Source organism: Pontimicrobium sp. MEBiC06410, from assembly GCF_053601615.1.
Genome location: NZ_JBSHNT010000164.1, coordinates 125,233 through 143,620, shown reverse-complemented (window position 1 = coordinate 143,620; position 18,388 = coordinate 125,233). Strand labels below are relative to the sequence as shown.

Below are 18,388 nucleotides of genomic sequence, written 5' to 3'. Positions count from 1 at the left end.
ATATTTGCACGAGCTAAAAAAGGCTATAATTATGCAGAATAAACTCGCCAAAATTCTATTTTCTACAAGACTTACTGCCATTTTATTTATTGTCTTTGCTGCGGCAATGGCAACAGGTACTATTTTGGACAGAAATATGGACACATCACCAACACCATATACAAGAACATTAATATACAATGCTTGGTGGTTCGAGGCCATAATGGTATTTTTTATCATCAACTTTATAGGAAATATTTTTAGATACCGATTGTATAAACTAAAAAAATGGGCAACATTAACATTACACTTAGCCTTTATATTTATCATTTTTGGATCTTTTATAACAAGATACTATAGTTTTGAAGGGATGATGCCTATTAGAGAAGGTGTAACAGAAAATGTATTCTTATCTCAAAAAACATACATTTCTGGGTTTGTAAATGGAGATTATAAAATTAATGGAGTAGCCCAACGATTACGTATAGAAAACGAAGTAGATTTTTCTCCACGACTAGATAATGATTTTGAATTAAATAAAGATTACAATGGGCAACCATTTACGGTAACCTTAGAAAAGTTTGTAGCGGGAGCAGAACTAGATATTATTCCTGATGAATCTGGAGAAGAATATCTTAAAATTGTTGAAGCGGGTAATGGACAACCACATAACCACTTTTTAAAAGTTGGTTCAATAGAAAATATTCACAACACTTTAATAGCATTAAATAAACCAACAGAAGGAGCTATTAATATTACATATAAAAACGATGAGTTAACCATAGAATCACCATTTGAAGGCGAATATTTACAGATGGCAACCATGAATACGGGGCAATTAGTAAAAGATAGTATACAACCATTAATGTTACGTTCGCGTTATATTATAGGAAAAATGCAAATGGTATTTCCTAAGCCCGTTATAAAAGGGACTTTCGATATTGTTAAGAAATCGAAAATTCTTAAAAACGACCAAGACGGTATAGTGTTAAATGTGACAAGTAAAGGAGAAACAAAAAAAATAAACTTATTAGGCGGAAAAGGAACAAATAATGGCTGGGAGCGTGTAAGTGTTGGTGGCCTAGATTTCGATTTTCAATATGGTTCTAAAGTTTTAGAATTACCATTTAGTGTAAAACTTAACGACTTTAATGCAGAACGTTATCCAGGAACAGAAACAGGTTATTCTGCATTTTCAAGCCAAGTGACTATTATAGATAAGGAGGCAGAAGATTTCGACTATAAAATATACATGAATAATATTTTAGACCATAAAGGCTATCGTTTCTTTCAATCTGGTTTCGATCCAGATGAAAAAGGCACAATACTCTCAGTAAATCATGATTACTGGGGGACATGGTTTACCTACCTTGGATACTTCTTATTATACTTTGGTTTAATGGCTATTTTATTTGATAAAAACACACGTTTTGCAGACCTTAAAAAAGCATTAGAAAAAGTAAAAGAAAAAAAGTCTAAACTATTAACAGTACTATTAGTATGCTTCACCTTAAGTGGTTTTGCACAAGAGCAACACACAGAAAATGATGGGCACGATCACAGTAAAAAAGAAGTAAGGCAACGGGCAAGTAAAGTACAAATAGACTCTGTTTTACTAGCTAACGTAGCACCAAAAGAGCATGCCGATAAGTTTGGGCATATGGTAATACAAGATATTGGCGGGCGTATGATGCCTGTAAACACGTATGCATCAGAGTTATTAAGGAAATTAAGTAAAAAAGATTACTATGAGACCTTAGATGCTAACCAAGTGTTTTTATCTATTCAAGAAAGTCCTATGCTTTGGTATAATGTACCAATTATATACTTGAGATCTAAAAAAGCAGATTCTATTCGTAAAATAATAGGATTACCAAAAACAGAAGAATACGCAACACTGTTAGACTTTTTTACTGAAGATTTTAGGTACAAGCTAGACCCATACATTAATGAGGCTTCCAAAGCACAAGTTAAAAATGGATTTGAGAAAGAATTCATGGAAACACACCAACGTGTTACATTACTATCTAATGCAATAGAAGGAAGAGCATTAAAAATATTCCCTATACCAAATGACGAAAACAATAAGTGGATTTCTACATTCGAATATAGAAATGAAGGCTACAATGAAAAAATAAAAGACTCATCGTACGCCAGTTTTATAGACTTAGGCTTTAATTGGTATTTACAGACCTTAAATAAAGCAAAAAAAGAAAATGATTTTAAAGAAGCAGAAAAACTTTTAGCATCTTTCAAAAAAATACAAAATAATATAGGTAGCGAAGTCATGTTAAGTGACGATAAAATAAATGCCGAAATAACGTATAATAAATACGATATATTTAAGAAGTTGTATAGCTGGTATATGTATGCTGGAACACTACTATTTATACTTTTAATTTTTCAGATATTTAAAGATAAAAGTAAAGGAGTAAGTGTTGCTATAAATATATTTAAAGTTATAATTCTTGGCTTATTTATAATTCATACAGCTGGATTAGTAGTTAGGTGGTATATTTCTGGGCATGCACCATGGAGTGATGCATACGAATCTATGATTTATGTAGCTTGGGCTACCATGTTTTTTGGTTTAGCTTTTGGTAGAAAAAGTGACTTAACATTAGCCTCAACAGCTTTTGTAACCTCAATGATTTTAATGATTGCGCACTGGAATTGGATGGATCCAGCAATTGCAAACCTACAACCTGTTTTAGATAGTTATTGGTTAATGATTCACGTAGCAGTAATTGTAGCAAGTTACGGCCCTTTTACCTTAGCTGCAATTTTAGGAATCGTTACACTATTATTAATGATCTTAACTAATGAAAATAATAAAGCAAAAATGCTTTTAAATATTAAAGAGCTAACTATTATTAACGAAATGGCCTTAACAGTCGGGTTAGTAATGCTAACCATTGGAAACTTTTTAGGAGGACAATGGGCTAATGAAAGTTGGGGACGTTATTGGGGATGGGATCCAAAAGAAACTTGGGCTTTAATAAGTATCATGATATATGCATTTGTAATACACATGCGTTTAGTGCCAGGTTTAAGAGGGCGCTGGACTTATAACTTATCTTCTATTATAGCGTACGCTAGTATATTAATGACCTATTTTGGAGTGAATTTTTACTTATCGGGATTACATTCTTACGCAAGCGGAGACCAAATATTAAGTTTTCAAGTTATAGGAATATCTGTACTTTTAATAAGTATATTAGGCGTGTTTTCATATGTTAAGCACGCAAAATATTATAAGAAATAACATCTTAATGTTATAATGCAATAGCATTTTTTGCAAGATTAAAATTGCGAAAATCAAAATAAATAGTCATATTTGTTTTATTATGATTGATTAATTTATGTTTCTGGCTTTGTCGAATACTCCCTCGACGTTTAAGAATCGAATACAGTGATTATATTGTATTTGGTAATACCTCATTATACAACATAAAAACAAATGCAATCCAATAAACTATCCATAACTCAATTTTTTAAATATTTCAAGCAAGCATTAAGCGGCAAAGATCAGGATTTTACCTCAGGAAGTATTAGAAAAGCAGTATTTATGCTGTCTGTTCCCATGATTTTAGAAATGCTAATGGAATCTATCTTTGCTATAGTAGATATATTATATGTTTCTAAAGTAAGTGTAAATGCAGTAGCCACAATAGGTTTAACAGAGTCCGTTATTACACTAGTGTATGCTGTAGCTATAGGTTTAAGTATGGCAGCAACAGCAGTTGTAGCAAGACGTGTTGGTGAAAAAGATTTAAAAGGTGCTTCTCAAGCTACAGTACAAGTCCTATTTTTAGGTGTACTTATAGCTTGCATAATAAGCGCAATAGGAATACTATACCCTAAAGAAATATTAGCGCTAATGGGTGCCGAGCCAGATCTTATTGCAGAAGGCTATGGTTATACAAAAGTATTATTAGGTGGTAACATAACTATAATGTTACTCTTTTTAATAAATGCGGTGTTTAGAGGTGCAGGAAATGCTTCTATAGCCATGTGGACATTAATACTTTCTAACGGTTTAAATATAATTTTAGACCCAATGTTTATTTTTGGTTTTGGGCCAATTCCAGCTTATGGAGTAGAAGGCGCAGCAATAGCCACAACAATAGGTAGAGGCTCGGCAGTCGTTTTTCAATTAGTTGTTCTTTTTTATGGATACAGCAAAATAAAAATTAAGTTTAGAGACTTAGTTCTTAGAGCGACTATAATGCTTAACCTTATTAAAGTTTCGTTAGGAGGTATAGGCCAATTTTTAATTGGCACATCAAGTTGGGTGTTTTTAATGCGTATAATGAGCGAGTTTGGAAGCGAGGTCTTAGCTGGTTATACAATTGCTATTCGCGTTATGATGTTTACAATAATGCCGGCTTGGGGAATGAGTAATGCCGCTGCCACTTTAGTAGGGCAAAACCTAGGAGCCAAACAGCCAGATAGGGCAGAAGCCTCTGTGTGGAAAACCGGAAAATACAATGCTATATTTATGGGCTTTGTTTCGGTAGTTTATTTAGTTTTCGCACCTCAAATAATAAGTTTGTTTAATACTACACCAGAAGTTGTTAAATATGGAAGTTTATGTTTACGTGTTATTGCAGCAGGTTATGTGTTTTATGGTTACGGCATGACGGTAATACAATCCTTTAATGGGGCAGGAGACACCAAAACACCAACGTATATTAATTTTATATGTTTTTGGGTTTTTCAACTCCCATTTGCCTATTTAATTGCAGTTATTCTAGACTATGGACCAATAGGCGTGTTTTGGGCAATTACATTAGCCGAAGTATTAATAGCAGTTATTGGAATACTATGGTTTAAACGAGGGAAGTGGAAAACAGTAAATGTTTAATAAAAAGACTTATTAAATTTTTCCTATCTTAGAAAAAGTAATTATTACCATTCATGAATTTCATTAAAAAACTAGGAGCAGGAAGCATCTTTATGTTATTACTCTGCTTAGTAATTATTATTGTTGCCGAATACCTGTTTCTTACAGGAGATCAATTACATGGCATATTTTTAGGCCTTTGGGTACCAACCTTATTAGGTATTATGATATTTTTTAAACTTGTAGAAAATGGACGCAAATGATATAGTATTACGATTTTCTATTATAGTCTTTTTATGCGTTGTAGTATGGGCAGTTGTTATGATTCGTGTTTACAATAAGAATACGCGAAATTAATAATCCTTTAACGTATTAGGGTACTTATTTTTAGAGCTTCTTTTTTTATCTTTACCCTATGAGTAAAAATGAATTAGGTTTAAACACTATTTGCTCCCATGTAGGAGAAATAAAAGACGAACAATTTAATGGTGCAGTTTCACCAATATATTTAGCATCATCATACGCTTTTTTAGATGTCGATGTTAAACGATATCCAAGATATTTTAATACGCCAAATCAGGAATATTTATCGAAAAAAGTAGCGGCTTTAGAACATACAGAAACTGCCATGATTTTTGGTTCTGGTATGGCAGCTATAAGTCATATGTTTTTAGCATTTTTAAAATCTGGAGATCATATAGTTGTACAAAATACATTGTATGGCGGAACGAGCAATTTTATACGCGAAGAGTTTCCTAAGTTAAATATAGAATTCACCTTTACAAATGGTTATGATATTAAAGACTTTGAAGCAGCGCTACAACCCAATACCAAATTAATACACATAGAGACGCCATCTAATCCACTATTAACTATTACAGATATTAAAGCGGTTGCAGATCTTGCCAAGGCAAACAACATCGTTACAAGTATAGATAATACCTTTGCAAGCCCAATAAATCAAAATCCAGCAGATTTTGGAATCGATTTAATAATGCATTCAGCAACCAAATATTTTGGAGGACATAGCGATATATGTGCTGGAGCTGTTGCAGGATCAAAAGCGCATATGGATATTATATGGAATGTCTCTAAAAATTTAGGCGGGAGCCTTAGTGATCTTACTGTTTGGATGTTAGAGCGTAGTATGAAAACTATGGGACTGCGCGTAAAAGCACAAACAAGGGGCGCACGTAAAATGGCACGCTGGTTAAACGACCATGAAGCTATAAAAAAAGTATACTATCCAGGTTTAAAAAGCCATCCACAACATGAATTAGCAAAATCTCAAATGCGTGGATTTGGAGCCATGTTATCTTTTGAATTAGAAGACCATCTAGACTCTGAAGCGTTTCAGAACGCTTTAAAATTAATAAAACCTTCTATGAGTTTAGCAGGCATAGAAAGCACAATGTTAAACCCTGCAAAAACATCTCATGCGTTATTGTCTCAAGACGAAAGAAATGCTATAGGCATAACAGATGGTTTAATACGTTTTTCTGTAGGAATAGAAACTGTAAGAGACTTAAAAGCAGATATTGAACAAGCAATTAGTTCAATTACAAACTCATAATTAAATATATTTTGCATAAAAACAATAAGCATAAAAATGGTTATGATTTAAATATATTAAAAACAGAAAATCCAACATTGGAGCCTTTTGTTTTTACAAATAAATTTGGAAAAGAAACAATAGATTTTGCTAAGCCAGAAGCCGTAAAAGCTTTAAATACAGCCTTATTAAAAACGTATTACAATATAACCTATTGGGAGTTTCTTGATGCCAACTTATGCCCAGCTATTCCTGGACGAGTAGACTATATACACTATATTAATGATTTATTAAACCAATCTAGAATAACAAATAATATAACCGTATTAGATATTGGCACAGGAGCAAATTGTATATATCCGTTATTAGGACATAAAACGTATAACTGGAATTTTGTAGGAGCAGAAGTTAATAGAGAAGCACTTAATACAGCAAAGACTATTATAGAACGTAATACATTAAATAAAGTAATTACTTTTAGACAGCAACATAACGACAATAACATTTTTAATGGTATTTTAACTAAAACAGATCGTTTTGCTGTAACACTATGTAACCCGCCTTTTTATAAAAGTGAAACAGAAGCTATAGCGGCAACAACAAGAAAATTGAAAGGTTTAGGGAAACAAACAGACAAAGTAGTAAGAAATTTTGCAGGACAATCTCAAGAACTATGGTATAAAGGAGGTGAAAAAGCCTTTTTACACACTTATTTGTACGAAAGCAGTTTGCATAAAACCAATTGTTTTTGGTATACTAGTTTAGTCTCTAATAAAGATAACATAAAGTCGATGCAGAAATCGCTTAAAAAACTTGGAGCTACAGTTATAAAAACAATAGATATGTTACAAGGCAATAAAAAAAGCAGAATAATAGCTTGGACTTTTTTAACAGAAAAAGAACAGAAAACTTGGGTTAAAAACGAATAAAACACCCGTTTTTACGGAATTATAAAAAACGATTTATGAAATTAGATATATTAGCATTTGGTGCGCACCCAGACGATGTAGAGTTAGGAGCAGGAGGAACGGTAGCTAAAGCGGTAGCAGAAGGAAAAAAAGTTGGAATAGTAGATTTAACCAAAGGTGAGTTAGGAACAAGAGGAACCGAGTTTACTAGATTTGAAGAAGCGGCTAATGCCTCAAAAATATTAGGGGTTTCCGTAAGAGAAAATTTAGGCTTTGCAGATGGTTTTTTTGTTAATGATAAAACACATCAATTAGAAGTTATTAAAATGATACGAAAGTATCAGCCAGAAATAGTTATCTGTAATGCTGTAGACGATAGACATATAGATCACGGTAGAGGAAGTAAGTTAGTAAGCGATGCTTGCTTTTTAAGCGGGTTAGTAAAAATTGAAACCGAAATAGAAGGCAAACTGCAAGATAAGTGGAGACCCAAAACGGTTTACCATTATATACAATGGAAAGATTTGACGCCCGATTTTGTTGTAGATATCTCAGGATATATAGATAAAAAAATGGAATCTGTATTCGCATACAAAACACAATTTTTCGACCCCAATAGTAAGGAGCCAGAAACGCCAATTACAAGTAAAAATTTCACAGATAGCATAAATTATCGCGCAAGAGAATTAGGCCGTTTAGTAGGCGTTGAACACGCAGAAGGCTTTACTGTAGAACGTTACGTTGCCGTAGATAGTTTATTCGATCTGAAATAAGAAAAACAACGAAAAAAATATTTAAAAATTTTAAAAAAAGTCTTTGTAGAAACTATTAATTCTTTTACATTTGCACTCGCATTAGCAATAATGTTACACGGTGGTTGTAGCTCAGTTGGTTAGAGCATCGGTTTGTGGTACCGAGGGTCGCCGGTTCGAATCCGGTCTTCCACCCAAAAGTAAAAAGCTTCTCTTATTAAGAGAAGCTTTTTTTGTATACACATATTTTATATTTACTATTATGTTGTTTTTAATAATTACTACTGTTTTAGGCGTAATCCCTTTTGTATTATATTGGTATTTAAAAAGTATAAAAAAGGAAACCAATAAAGATATTAAAAAGGAGTTAGACGCTTTCTTTGATGACGATGATGATTCTTTAGATTATAAGTAGTTACTTTTTTACCACCTAATAACCATAGGCGTCATTGCAGATTTAGCCTTTTCAAATTCATTCATATATAATGTTGCTTGCACATTAACATTGTACGACATATTGCCATTGGTAGGTTTAAAATTTAAGGCATAATAAGGGATGTAAATACGGTAATTACCCAATGCAGCAGGATCTACATATACTTGATCTCTAAGAGTACCAGAGGCTACCAGTCCGTGAGCATCTCTATAGTTTTTTTCATTAATATTAGCATAAAGAGGGGTGCCATTTTGCATGTAAAATCTAATAACTAATTGAAAATGAGTTCCCTTACCGTTAAAAATAGTTCCAGGAACATTAATAATCATACCTAATTGGCTACCTATAGGTGTGTTAATGGTTTGATTATGCATTACTAACGGCTTATTTAAAACTGCATTTGCAAAAAGGGCGCTAGGAGGAATTGGAGGAGGAATTGTTACATTGGTGTTAATCTCATCCTGTTTTTTAATAGTAATTACAGCATTAGGGTTATTAATTACAATGTCTTGAGAGGTATAGGCTTCTTTTACTCTAGATTTAAAGGCATAATATGAAATCCAAGCATAACCGTTAGTTCCAAAGCTGGTACCCCATGAGTTTAAAACTTTATAAGCCTGTTTAGAATCATCATAACCAGTTACAACCATAGCATGTCCACCTTTTTCTAGGCCACTAGGCCCTGTGTAAATTTGATTAAACCCTAAGTTTTGAAACCCTTGATCTACTCGCATACCAATAACAACAGGGAATCCAGAGTTCAATTGACTTTTTACTTCAATATCATCTTTAAAATCAACGCGTCTCCATTCGGCTATAGCATAATTTTTAGCTCTCTGTTTAACAGTTGCATTGGGAATAGAATAACAATCTAATTGGTTGTAAGGAAAGTCATTAATAGTAGAAACACCATTGGACTTTAGTAAATTTAAAGCTTGTACTATATTAGAGCCACTTCCACAATTTCCTAATTTTATTTGATTATAGATAAAAGAAGGACTATAAATTTGATTATTTGTTATGGGTTTTATATTTCTTTCTCTGGCCTCTTGATACGTTTTTAATCCGTATGCAACAGCCCAACCTACACATGAAGATTGTTGCCCTTGGTTTCCAGGTGTAGGAAACCATGAAGATAAATCTACTGTAGAAGGTAGTGTGCCCATCATTGCAGAAGTAGCAAGTGGAATGTCTTTATAATCTTCTTCTTCTATAAAGATTAATCCTGTACCATTTTGAGCAGATAAAACATACGAACAGCATAAAATAGCGAATAAAATTAAGGCTTCTTTTTTCATGGGTTTATAGTTTTTAGTTAGATATATAGTTATGAATAGATAATATGTTTATTATTTTCTGTTCTGTTTTTTTTGAATAACTAATTAAATGAAGCTAAAAAATGAGTTTAACAATACACGCTTACAAATTAAGAAAGTTAAAGACCAAAAAAAATACGTAGATCTACGTATTTTTTTATAACCATTGTTGTGCATCGTTTTTATTCCAATGTTGTCCCATCCGTAAATATTATTTTTTCGGGTGTCCATACGACTTTCAAGTCGTCCATATCTTTACTTTTTAATCGAGTGTCTTCATCTCTAAATTGGTTGTAATCTGACGTATAAGTTCCTTTGAAAGTTTCGCCTGCTTTAATTGGGTCATCAATTGTAAGGTTTATAGATTTAATTTCTGTATCAAATAAGTCTTGTATTGAAATAGAACCTTTAAATGCACGAATATCTTTTTCAGTTTTATTCTCAAATGCCAAACTATAGGTCAGATATTCTTGATAATCATATTTCTCAAAACCTTTGTCGTACATAGCAACAGTTAATGCAGAGCTGAGTCTTTGTCTTTTTTCTTCTTCTTCTAATTTTACTTTTTTAGTTAATAATTCTTGCTCCTTTTTATAATCTTTTGCTTCTTTGATTATTTCATTGTAGGTTTTTCCTTCTAAATGTTCTCCTTTAAGTTTAGAACGCATTATCCATCCTACCATAATTAATGCGTCTTCTTCTGATAATTTTCCACTTTCTTTAATTTCTTTAGCATCAGTTTCAAATGTTTCTTCACTATATTTTTTATCAAGAGGTGTTGAACAAGAAAAAGTCAAAATTGATACAAGAAAGATTAGTAATGTTTTTTTCATAATATTTATTTTAATGGTTATTCAAATTATGGACAACTAGCGTATAAAAACAATAAGTTATGTTTATTTCCATTATATTTTTAAACACTCTCACAAACCTACTGCTATCAAAACCACAAACCTTATGGAAAACCATAAGCGCCTGTTTTATTAGAAGTATTTAGTATAAATAAAAAACTTCCCTAGGAGAGAAGTTTTTATACTTTTGAGTTTTCAATGGATAAAATGTAAAATATTAAGGGCACACTTAATATTTAAAAGTCAACAATTGGTGTATTTCAACAGTTTAAAAAACAAGTGATTACACCGATAACAATAATTGGTAATAATATAATTTCCCACCTTGAAAGGTGTTTTAAAAATAGACTCTTTTTAAATGGTTTATTATTCATACGTACAAAATTATAGAATACAAACGGCATATACAATACGTAGATCTACGTATATTTTTTTAGCTAATTTTAATTGTAGATCGTTGTTTTTTAGTTTGTTATTGTGCTTATCTATTCCAGAAGTATTTTTCCTTGTGTGGATAAAATGTTATTAAATGCTTTACCCTAAGCCATCGTAAATAAAAGAATAAACCAAAGACTAAGTAATGTGAAATTTTAGAAGTATCGTCTGGTAAAAACAATAAATAAATACTTATAGACATAAAGCCACAACTAATAATAAGCAGTTTATATAATTTTTTGGATGGCCTAAAATAGTCAGCTATAAATATAGGAATCATTACAACAATACCTGAGATAAGTAATGGGCTATTGCTAATAAAACCCCAAATAAAGACCAGGAATAAAAAGTATAGATAGAAAATAATACAAAAGTGTAGCATTTTCATTGTAATGCCAAAAACATTAATGCTATCATTTCTGCTTTCAAAAACTGGGGAGCCATCTGGAAATGTAATAGAATCAAAAAAATTAGACATATAGAGGATTAATTATAAAAGCAATTTATCAAATATAAATAAAAATATGCCTGTAATAATAGGAGAGTAACTATAGTGTAAAAAAGTGCTGTTTAAATGTTTCTTTTTAGAGGTACCATTGTACTTAATGTATGTTTCATTTAAAGAGCACTTTGTATTAATATTGGTAATAGCACATTACTGATTGATTAATAACAATACAAATAACTACATTTTGTTCTACTCTTGTTAGAGGATTTATACCTAATTTAAAAAAGGAAAAACACCCTTTTAAGTTAACTATTATAACTTCTTTGAATATTTGTAATCCATCATAAAGTCTACCGTTAACCTAAATTACCTTTAGGTTCTCACCATGAAACATCTATGCTTTTAGCTTTTATGCGATGCAGAAACAAATTCAGCATCATGCATTATGATACAAAACGGGCAATAAGATTTTTATAATCTCATTTTTGATAACTTAAAAACAGAATGACATTTTATCATAATAAGTTGTCCTCTTTGAGCTAAGGTATTGAAAAATTATATGATGTATACACGTGTAAATACCTGTTATTAAGCTTTATAGTTAAAAATATACTACTTATTGGGTATTTATTAAAGGGACTTATATATCTAATTTTATTCGTATTAATTCTAAAAAACATATAATTATGAAAAAAGTATTTTTAACAGTAGCATTAATGTTAGGTGTTGTGTGTATGTCTACAGCTCAAGAAAGAAAACCTGCAATGGCGAAAAAATCGGCTAAAAAAAGTAAAGTTCAAGCGCAAGGGTATATTAAAAATCAGCCAAGTAATAGAAGCCAAGATAAGCAACTAAAAGAGATAAACGATTCGGAAGCTAAAGCATATGCTCCAAAGACGAGAACGAAGCCAAAAGCAACAAATACTCAGCGCCCAAAAGGAAAAGCAGATGAGAGACGCTAATGCTGAAGCCTTAAATTAAAAATGCCAATCTTTTTTAGATATAAATAAGATTGGCATTTTAATATATTATAATTTGTATTTATTCTTCTCCAGCTTTATCTACAACAATACGCTCGTCACGATTTGCTACCTCCCATGCAGTATAGAATACTAAGCGTGCACGATTTTCTAATAAATCGTATTCAATTTTGTCTGGTGTATCTCCAGGTTGGTGATAGTCGTCATGAGTTCCATTAAAATAGAATATTACAGGAATGTTATTTTTTGCAAAATTATAGTGGTCAGATCTATAGTAAAAACGATTTGGATCGTCCTTTTTATTAAAGGTATAATCTAACTCAATATTCATATACTTTTGGTTCATTGCTTCCGATATATTGTGTAAATCGGTACTTAATTTATCACTTCCAATTAAGTAAATATAATTACGGTCTCCTTCTTTACGTTTAGGATCGGTACGTCCAATCATATCTATATTTAAGTTAGCAACGGTATTTGCTAAAGGAAATATAGGGTCGTTATCTGTATAGTGGCGAGAGCCTAATAATCCTTTTTCTTCACCAGTAACATTTAAGAATAAAATAGAACGTTTTGGCCCGTTACCATCTTTTACAGCTTTAGCAAATGCTTCTGCAATTTCTACTACAGCTACAGTACCAGAACCATCATCATCTGCACCATTATATACTTCTCCATTTTTAACCCCTTCGTGATCTAAATGCGCAGAGATAACAATAACTTCATCAGGCTTTTCAGAACCTTTAATATATGCTGCTACGTTTTCTGAAGAAATAGACTTAGATTTCTTTTTAAAATCTATGGTCATAGGCGTATTAATAACTTTTGGAGTATCATTGGTGTCGATATCGCTAATTATATTTGTTGCAAAATCTTCATTAATTAACAAGTAGTACATGTTATCTTCTTTCCCTACTAGAGACATTCTTCCGCTAGAAGTACCGAAACGCATTTTTGCCATAGGGAAAACTCTAGGGTAGTAAAATAAAACCGCTACAGCTCCTTTTTCTTTTGCAATGTCTCTTTTTAAAGCAAACTGCTGTCTAAAGTTAGACCATTTAGAATCTCCTGCTTCTCCAGAAATTAAGTTAGTTCCATCTTCGTTTTTTGGCTCACCAGCTTTTATAACTACAATTTTTCCTTTTACTTCAATGTTAGTATAGTTAGAATATTTTTCATCCTCTATACCATAACTTGCGTATACAATATCTTTTGCAGATAGTTTACCTGTTTCTCCTCCGCCAACAGACACAATATGGTCTGTAGCTGTAAATGTTTTATTATTTGCTGTGATGGTAACCTCTGGAGGCGACATAACTTCTAATGGTACATTTTGAAAATAATCGCCATCTTTTTTAGCAGCAGGAATACCATATTTAATATAATGGTCTTTCAAAAAGTCAACCGCCATTTTTTGGCCTGGCTCACCAGTTTCTCGACCTTGAAACTCATCTGATGCATATTTGTATAATGCTGTTTTAAGATCTTCTTGAGTAATTGTGTTTGCATAATCCGCAGGATTTGCAACGGCTTTCTTGCTAGCGGTTTTGTTAGATGTACCACAGGCAACAACTAATAGAGCTAAAGCAAAAAGAGATAATCCTTTTTTCATAAATTTAATGTCATTTTAAAATGGTTACCTGTTGTATTGTAAATAATTATAACAAAATATAACAGGAACAATTATCCTATTTGTTTTTAGATAATTGATTTTTGGTATTAATTAGTAAAAATGGTTGCCGTAAAAATACAAGAAAATAAGCGGTTAAACGATTGTGTTTAACACTTTTTAACACCTTAAAGTGCAGCATTATTAATGGGTCTATTTTCTTGGTTTGCGAGCTGCCATGCAGTAGCAAAAATAAACTGTGTACGTTTTTGCAATAGACTATAAGCTATTTTATCTGGTGTATCTGTAGGTTTATGATAATCGCTATGTTCTCCATTAAAATAAAAGATTACTGGAATGTCTTGTTGTGCAAAGTTATAGTGATCGGATCTGTAATAATAACGATTAGGGTCGTCTTCTGCATTGTAGGTATAGTCTAGCTCTAAATTAAAGAAGGTATTATTTACTTTTTCTGAAATATAATGAACCTCCTTACTAATACGGTCAGAGCCTATGAGATATATATAATTTGGGGTATTAGTATGTTTTGGGTCTACACGACCTATCATGTCTATATTTAAATTAGCAATGGTATTTTCTAAAGGAAAAGCTGGATTCTCTATATAATAGTTAGAACCATATAAACCTATTTCTTCTGCTGTTAGGTGTAAAAATAAGACACTACGTTTGGGACCATATCCATCTTTTGCTGCTAATTTAAAGGCTTGAGCTATTTCTAAAATAGCAACAGAGCCAGAACCATTATCGTCTGCACCAAAATGAATAGTATCATTTTTAACTCCTAAATGATCTAAATGCCCAGATATTATAAGTAATTCTTCAGGTTTTTCTGATCCTTTAATATAGGCTAAAACATTTTCAGATTTTCCAGCACCCTCAGGAAGAAATTGCGAAGGAATATGCTGAAAGTATGAAGAGGATAGAGCAGGGGCTATTTGTTCTCTTTCGTAATATGCCTTTAAAAAACGAGTGGCTTTTCTTTGACCTTCTTGCCCTGTTTTTCGGCCTTCAAAATCTTTTGAAGCAAATTGATATAAGTTTTCTTCTAGTTCTTTTACAGTAATAGTATTAGCATATTTAGCAATTAATGTACTATCGTTTATGGTTATACTATTCTTTAAGTTTTTAATTTTTGTACTATACTTAGTTGTTGCACAGGAGCCTACTAACGCAAATGCAGAAAGTATTAAAAAAGATTTCATGTATTGTATTGTGTCTTCAGTTAGGGATAATAATATACTATTACAGTAGTTATTATTTTAACCAAAGATATGAAATCGTTTTAAATAGTATTCCCGAATAGAAATTAATGTTTAGTAATAAAACTATTTTATTATCTATACATGAATACAACCTAAAGATTATTCATCAATGTCTATATCTTCTAGCTCCTCGTCTAATTCTTCTATAGAATTCTCTAAAGACTTTTCTTCTCGCTTTTCTAATTGCTCTATATCTCCAACTTCATTAGTTTCAAAAATAGTTTTATAAGTGGCTAGAGATAGGGCTATAATGCTAAATAAAAATATAAGTTGCACAGTATGTTTTGCACCACTTTCTTTTTTAGCTTTCCAAAAAGCTAGTAGCCCAAAAATAAACGTTAAAGTAGCAGGTATAAAAGCTAGTTTAAATGTTGGTAATACGGATAATACAACTGCTAAAACACCAGTGATGACCCCTAAAATGATAAAAAGTTTTTTCATTAGTTTATATTATTTGCTAGTAAGTATTAGTTTTTTAGGCCTGTTGCCGATTTTATTTTTAACTCACCATTACCTATGGCTACCTTAAATTTTGCAAAAACTGGTATTTTATTCTCGTCTGCTGTTAGCCATAAAAAGTTACTATTGCTCCCTTTTAAAACATTATTGGCAACACCAATTTTTAATTTGTAGCACTCTTTAGGCCCTATTGCGGTATTAATAGTTTCTTTTTTTACGTATGTAAAAGAGAATTTTGTTTCTTTATTATCGAACAATACAGTAAATGTATCACTAGCACCTACAGGCGCTTTTTTAATATCTAAACTTCTTAAATAATAAATTGTGGATACTATATCTCTTGTTCCAGATTTTATTTTTAGGGTGTTATTACGATCCCAAAAACCAGATTCAAAATTTTTACTTTTTTTACGGATTAAACTTTTTACAGTTCTACTTTTATGTTTAAAATTATATTTGACGTATTTGTAATACCCACCTTCACTAATTTCCCTTTTGTACAAATATGGTGTTACGGTTTTTGGGTTTACAAAACTTTCGTATAAATCTCTAACTTTAAAGAAGTTATCCCATTTTTTATAAGTAGTAGCAGCACATTTTAAATGTAATAATGTACCACTTTTAGTTTTTACATTATTTGCTTCCATGCTTATCTGTGCTATATCAGTCATTAAGCCAGACATGTTGTATGATGCCGTAAAAACAAGCTTTTCTCCAGACTGGAAAGCATTATTTTGCGCACTAACTATAAATGCAAAACCGAATAATAGTATTGAAAAAAATGACTTCATATTTTATATTTAAGGTTCAAAGATAAGAATACAAACATTAATTATGCCGAAGTATTGTGTGACAGAAAATAAAATTTTAAATAAAATATTAGAGAGGGGTAATTATGGTATTGTATACAGATGTTTAGATATAAAAAAACCGTAAATGATTTCATTTACGGTTTTTTTAACAATAATATATTGTAATACTATTTGAGATTTAGCTAAAGTTAATTTTTGTACATGTTTTTCCGTATACAAAAGTTAATACTGCTTGTACAGCTTCATCTGGTGTTACAGCTGTACCTATTTTACGTCCTCCATCTAAAACATCTCCGTTATCTGCCCATGTAAATGTTCTATCATTATTTCCTCTATTTACAATAGTACGTTTACCATCTTTTATGCTCACTCTGTAAGACTTATATTCTCTTTCATATTTTACACCTGCTGGGTAATATGTTTCGGCATTAAAAAATGATTTTCCTTTAGAGAATAAGTAGCAAACGCAGTTCCCAATTTCGCTTTCTTCAGAGACTCTTACTGTATTGTTTTGTGTTATTTTCCACTCGCCTTGAGACTTTGTAGCTACTATATTCATTAATATAGTTCCTTTTTCGGCAACTTTTCCATCAATTTTAGATTCAAAATTAATTAAAGCAGATACAGTACCAGAAGCATCTTTCTGAGATTCGTATACTGTTTTATCTAAAGCCATTGTAAAATTATAATTATGGTTTTTAATGTCTTCAGCTATTTGCTCTGCAAATTGACCATAAGTTGTAGAAGTTCTATGTAAAGCTCCTGTTAATCCAATATAAGCTGTGTTATTTTGATAATTTTTATCTAATAACATCATAATGTTATCTGGATTTTGATCTGCTTCTAAATTATTAGTCGCTTTAATGTACGTTTTTAATAATTGTGTAACTGGTTTGTCTTGTGCGAATCCTGAAATAAAAGATAAAAGGGCAATCGACATTACTAATTTAAACAAAGTAGGTTTTCTCATAAGGGAGTAATTAGTTTTTATAATTAATGTTAAGATTTTTTAATAATGTTGGCTAATATATGAAAAAGAAAAGTATATCAAGACTTGATTTTAACAAATCTTTAAGAATGCTTCTACCCCCCCTTTTTTTATTGGTTTTAGGAACAAAAGGCATAGGATTTACTAGACTATTCTCATCATTTTTTTAGGCATTTAATATTTTTTGAGAAGGAAACTTTTGCATAATAAAGGGTGTTTTGCCTCTTGATTAACTTTGTGTAATTGTCTAATTTTCAGACTTATAAAAATACAAGCTATTGGGTATTGTTTCAAGGTAAATCCTATTGTAATATTGAGTTATAAAGAATAGTAATCATTTCAACTATTAATCCATTAAAACCATAAATCATGTTTTGTTATCATTCTAAATTAATTAAAGTATTTCTAGCTATTTGTATGGCTCTAGTATTACAATCTTGTTATTCTATTCGTTTGATGAATACAGAAGGAGAAAGACAACCAGATCCCGTAAGCGAGCGTGAAGATGATTACCGTAATGTTAGTGTTGTAGAGATAGATACAACATTAACGATTAAGGCAACAACAAGGATTCCTACATTTTTAATAAAGAAAACGCCAAAATGTAAATCGGGACAACTGCATACTGTAGAGTACCGAAACACCTTTGGAGGTGTACTACTTAGTGCTGTTACATTGGGTAGAAAGCGAAGAATGAAAGTAAAATATGTTTGTGTTAAACCTTCTAATTAAAC

At 31.4% G+C, this 18,388-nt stretch carries 17 protein-coding genes and 1 tRNA gene; 10 read left to right on the top strand and 8 right to left on the bottom strand.

The window, feature by feature from the left end:
- Window positions 1–31: 31 nt before the first annotated feature.
- The 8 genes from ccsA (at window position 32) to ACVC08_RS18415 (ending at window position 8,452) form a co-directional block, all read left to right on the top strand.
- Entirely contained in the window at window positions 32–3,244 is a 3,213-nt protein-coding gene (gene ccsA, locus ACVC08_RS18450) for a cytochrome c biogenesis protein CcsA (RefSeq protein ID WP_452603164.1), read from the top strand.
- A 195-nt stretch (window positions 3,245–3,439) separates the two neighbouring features.
- Window positions 3,440–4,846 carry an MATE family efflux transporter gene (locus ACVC08_RS18445; protein ID WP_452598679.1) on the top strand — a complete coding sequence of 469 codons (1,407 nt, stop codon included), beginning with the start codon at window positions 3,440–3,442 and terminating at the stop codon, window positions 4,844–4,846.
- A gap of 53 nt (window positions 4,847–4,899) precedes the next feature.
- Entirely contained in the window at window positions 4,900–5,088 is a 189-nt protein-coding gene (locus tag ACVC08_RS18440) for a hypothetical protein (RefSeq protein WP_452598678.1), read from the top strand.
- 152 nt (window positions 5,089–5,240) lie between these two features.
- The gene (locus ACVC08_RS18435) at window positions 5,241–6,398 is read left to right on the top strand and encodes a trans-sulfuration enzyme family protein (protein ID WP_452603163.1); all 1,158 of its coding nucleotides are present in this window, start codon (window positions 5,241–5,243) and stop codon (window positions 6,396–6,398) included.
- Between the two features lie 11 nt (window positions 6,399–6,409).
- Entirely contained in the window at window positions 6,410–7,306 is an 897-nt protein-coding gene (gene rlmF / locus ACVC08_RS18430; protein ID WP_452603162.1) for a 23S rRNA (adenine(1618)-N(6))-methyltransferase RlmF, read from the top strand.
- A gap of 35 nt (window positions 7,307–7,341) precedes the next feature.
- Entirely contained in the window at window positions 7,342–8,058 is a 717-nt protein-coding gene (bshB1, locus tag ACVC08_RS18425; protein WP_452603161.1) for a bacillithiol biosynthesis deacetylase BshB1, read from the top strand.
- A gap of 99 nt (window positions 8,059–8,157) precedes the next feature.
- Window positions 8,158–8,233, top strand: a tRNA-His gene (locus ACVC08_RS18420).
- 66 nt (window positions 8,234–8,299) lie between these two features.
- Complete coding sequence (locus ACVC08_RS18415; RefSeq protein WP_452598674.1) at window positions 8,300–8,452, top strand: hypothetical protein; 153 nt, start codon at window positions 8,300–8,302, stop codon at window positions 8,450–8,452.
- Between the two features lie 8 nt (window positions 8,453–8,460).
- Here ACVC08_RS18415 and ACVC08_RS18410 read toward each other — a convergent pair whose 3' ends face one another.
- The 3 genes from ACVC08_RS18410 to ACVC08_RS18400 all read right to left on the bottom strand — a co-directional run bounded on the left by ACVC08_RS18410 (window position 8,461) and on the right by ACVC08_RS18400 (window position 11,553).
- Window positions 8,461–9,771, bottom strand: coding sequence for a C1 family peptidase (locus tag ACVC08_RS18410; protein ID WP_452598673.1), 1,311 nt, complete (start codon window positions 9,769–9,771; stop codon window positions 8,461–8,463).
- 200 nt (window positions 9,772–9,971) lie between these two features.
- On the bottom strand, window positions 9,972–10,622 hold the full coding sequence (locus tag ACVC08_RS18405) for a hypothetical protein (RefSeq protein ID WP_452603160.1): 651 nt from the start codon (window positions 10,620–10,622) through the stop codon (window positions 9,972–9,974).
- 499 nt (window positions 10,623–11,121) lie between these two features.
- Entirely contained in the window at window positions 11,122–11,553 is a 432-nt protein-coding gene (locus tag ACVC08_RS18400; protein WP_452603159.1) for a hypothetical protein, read from the bottom strand.
- 656 nt (window positions 11,554–12,209) lie between these two features.
- Between ACVC08_RS18400 and ACVC08_RS18395 the strand changes: the two genes are divergently transcribed.
- Entirely contained in the window at window positions 12,210–12,485 is a 276-nt protein-coding gene (locus tag ACVC08_RS18395) for a hypothetical protein (RefSeq protein WP_452603158.1), read from the top strand.
- A gap of 79 nt (window positions 12,486–12,564) precedes the next feature.
- Here ACVC08_RS18395 and ACVC08_RS18390 read toward each other — a convergent pair whose 3' ends face one another.
- The 5 genes from ACVC08_RS18390 to ACVC08_RS18370 all read right to left on the bottom strand — a co-directional run bounded on the left by ACVC08_RS18390 (window position 12,565) and on the right by ACVC08_RS18370 (window position 17,636).
- Complete coding sequence (locus ACVC08_RS18390) at window positions 12,565–14,115, bottom strand: M28 family peptidase (protein WP_452603157.1); 1,551 nt, start codon at window positions 14,113–14,115, stop codon at window positions 12,565–12,567.
- Between the two features lie 185 nt (window positions 14,116–14,300).
- Entirely contained in the window at window positions 14,301–15,335 is a 1,035-nt protein-coding gene (locus tag ACVC08_RS18385) for a M28 family peptidase (RefSeq protein ID WP_452603156.1), read from the bottom strand.
- A 159-nt stretch (window positions 15,336–15,494) separates the two neighbouring features.
- Window positions 15,495–15,836 (bottom strand): FUSC family protein, encoded by a 342-nt coding sequence (locus tag ACVC08_RS18380; protein WP_452603155.1) that lies wholly within the window; start codon window positions 15,834–15,836, stop codon window positions 15,495–15,497.
- Between the two features lie 26 nt (window positions 15,837–15,862).
- Window positions 15,863–16,645, bottom strand: coding sequence for a DUF3108 domain-containing protein (locus tag ACVC08_RS18375; RefSeq protein WP_452603154.1), 783 nt, complete (start codon window positions 16,643–16,645; stop codon window positions 15,863–15,865).
- Between the two features lie 199 nt (window positions 16,646–16,844).
- Complete coding sequence (locus tag ACVC08_RS18370; RefSeq protein WP_452603153.1) at window positions 16,845–17,636, bottom strand: hypothetical protein; 792 nt, start codon at window positions 17,634–17,636, stop codon at window positions 16,845–16,847.
- A gap of 387 nt (window positions 17,637–18,023) precedes the next feature.
- Between ACVC08_RS18370 and ACVC08_RS18365 the strand changes: the two genes are divergently transcribed.
- Window positions 18,024–18,386: a hypothetical protein gene (locus ACVC08_RS18365; RefSeq protein WP_452596502.1), complete on the top strand. Its 363-nt coding sequence runs from the start codon at window positions 18,024–18,026 to the stop codon at window positions 18,384–18,386.
- Window positions 18,387–18,388 lie beyond the last annotated feature (2 nt).

Bases quoted from the DNA above. Each gene is read 5' to 3' on its own strand.
- ACVC08_RS18445 (WP_452598679.1), top strand. From the start codon at position 3,440: ATGCAATCCAATAAACTATCCATAACTCAATTTTTTAAATATTTCAAG.
- ACVC08_RS18440 (WP_452598678.1), top strand. From the start codon at position 4,900: ATGAATTTCATTAAAAAACTAGGAGCAGGAAGCATCTTTATGTTATTA.
- ACVC08_RS18370 (WP_452603153.1), bottom strand. From the start codon at position 17,636: ATGAGAAAACCTACTTTGTTTAAATTAGTAATGTCGATTGCCCTTTTA.
- ACVC08_RS18415 (WP_452598674.1), top strand. From the start codon at position 8,300: ATGTTGTTTTTAATAATTACTACTGTTTTAGGCGTAATCCCTTTTGTA.
- ACVC08_RS18385 (WP_452603156.1), bottom strand. From the start codon at position 15,335: ATGAAATCTTTTTTAATACTTTCTGCATTTGCGTTAGTAGGCTCCTGT.
- ACVC08_RS18365 (WP_452596502.1), top strand. From the start codon at position 18,024: ATGTTTTGTTATCATTCTAAATTAATTAAAGTATTTCTAGCTATTTGT.
- ACVC08_RS18395 (WP_452603158.1), top strand. From the start codon at position 12,210: ATGAAAAAAGTATTTTTAACAGTAGCATTAATGTTAGGTGTTGTGTGT.
- ACVC08_RS18380 (WP_452603155.1), bottom strand. From the start codon at position 15,836: ATGAAAAAACTTTTTATCATTTTAGGGGTCATCACTGGTGTTTTAGCA.
- ACVC08_RS18435 (WP_452603163.1), top strand. From the start codon at position 5,241: ATGAGTAAAAATGAATTAGGTTTAAACACTATTTGCTCCCATGTAGGA.
- ACVC08_RS18375 (WP_452603154.1), bottom strand. From the start codon at position 16,645: ATGAAGTCATTTTTTTCAATACTATTATTCGGTTTTGCATTTATAGTT.
- bshB1 (WP_452603161.1), top strand. From the start codon at position 7,342: ATGAAATTAGATATATTAGCATTTGGTGCGCACCCAGACGATGTAGAG.
- ACVC08_RS18390 (WP_452603157.1), bottom strand. From the start codon at position 14,115: ATGAAAAAAGGATTATCTCTTTTTGCTTTAGCTCTATTAGTTGTTGCC.
- ACVC08_RS18405 (WP_452603160.1), bottom strand. From the start codon at position 10,622: ATGAAAAAAACATTACTAATCTTTCTTGTATCAATTTTGACTTTTTCT.
- ccsA (WP_452603164.1), top strand. From the start codon at position 32: ATGCAGAATAAACTCGCCAAAATTCTATTTTCTACAAGACTTACTGCC.
- ACVC08_RS18400 (WP_452603159.1), bottom strand. From the start codon at position 11,553: ATGTCTAATTTTTTTGATTCTATTACATTTCCAGATGGCTCCCCAGTT.
- ACVC08_RS18410 (WP_452598673.1), bottom strand. From the start codon at position 9,771: ATGAAAAAAGAAGCCTTAATTTTATTCGCTATTTTATGCTGTTCGTAT.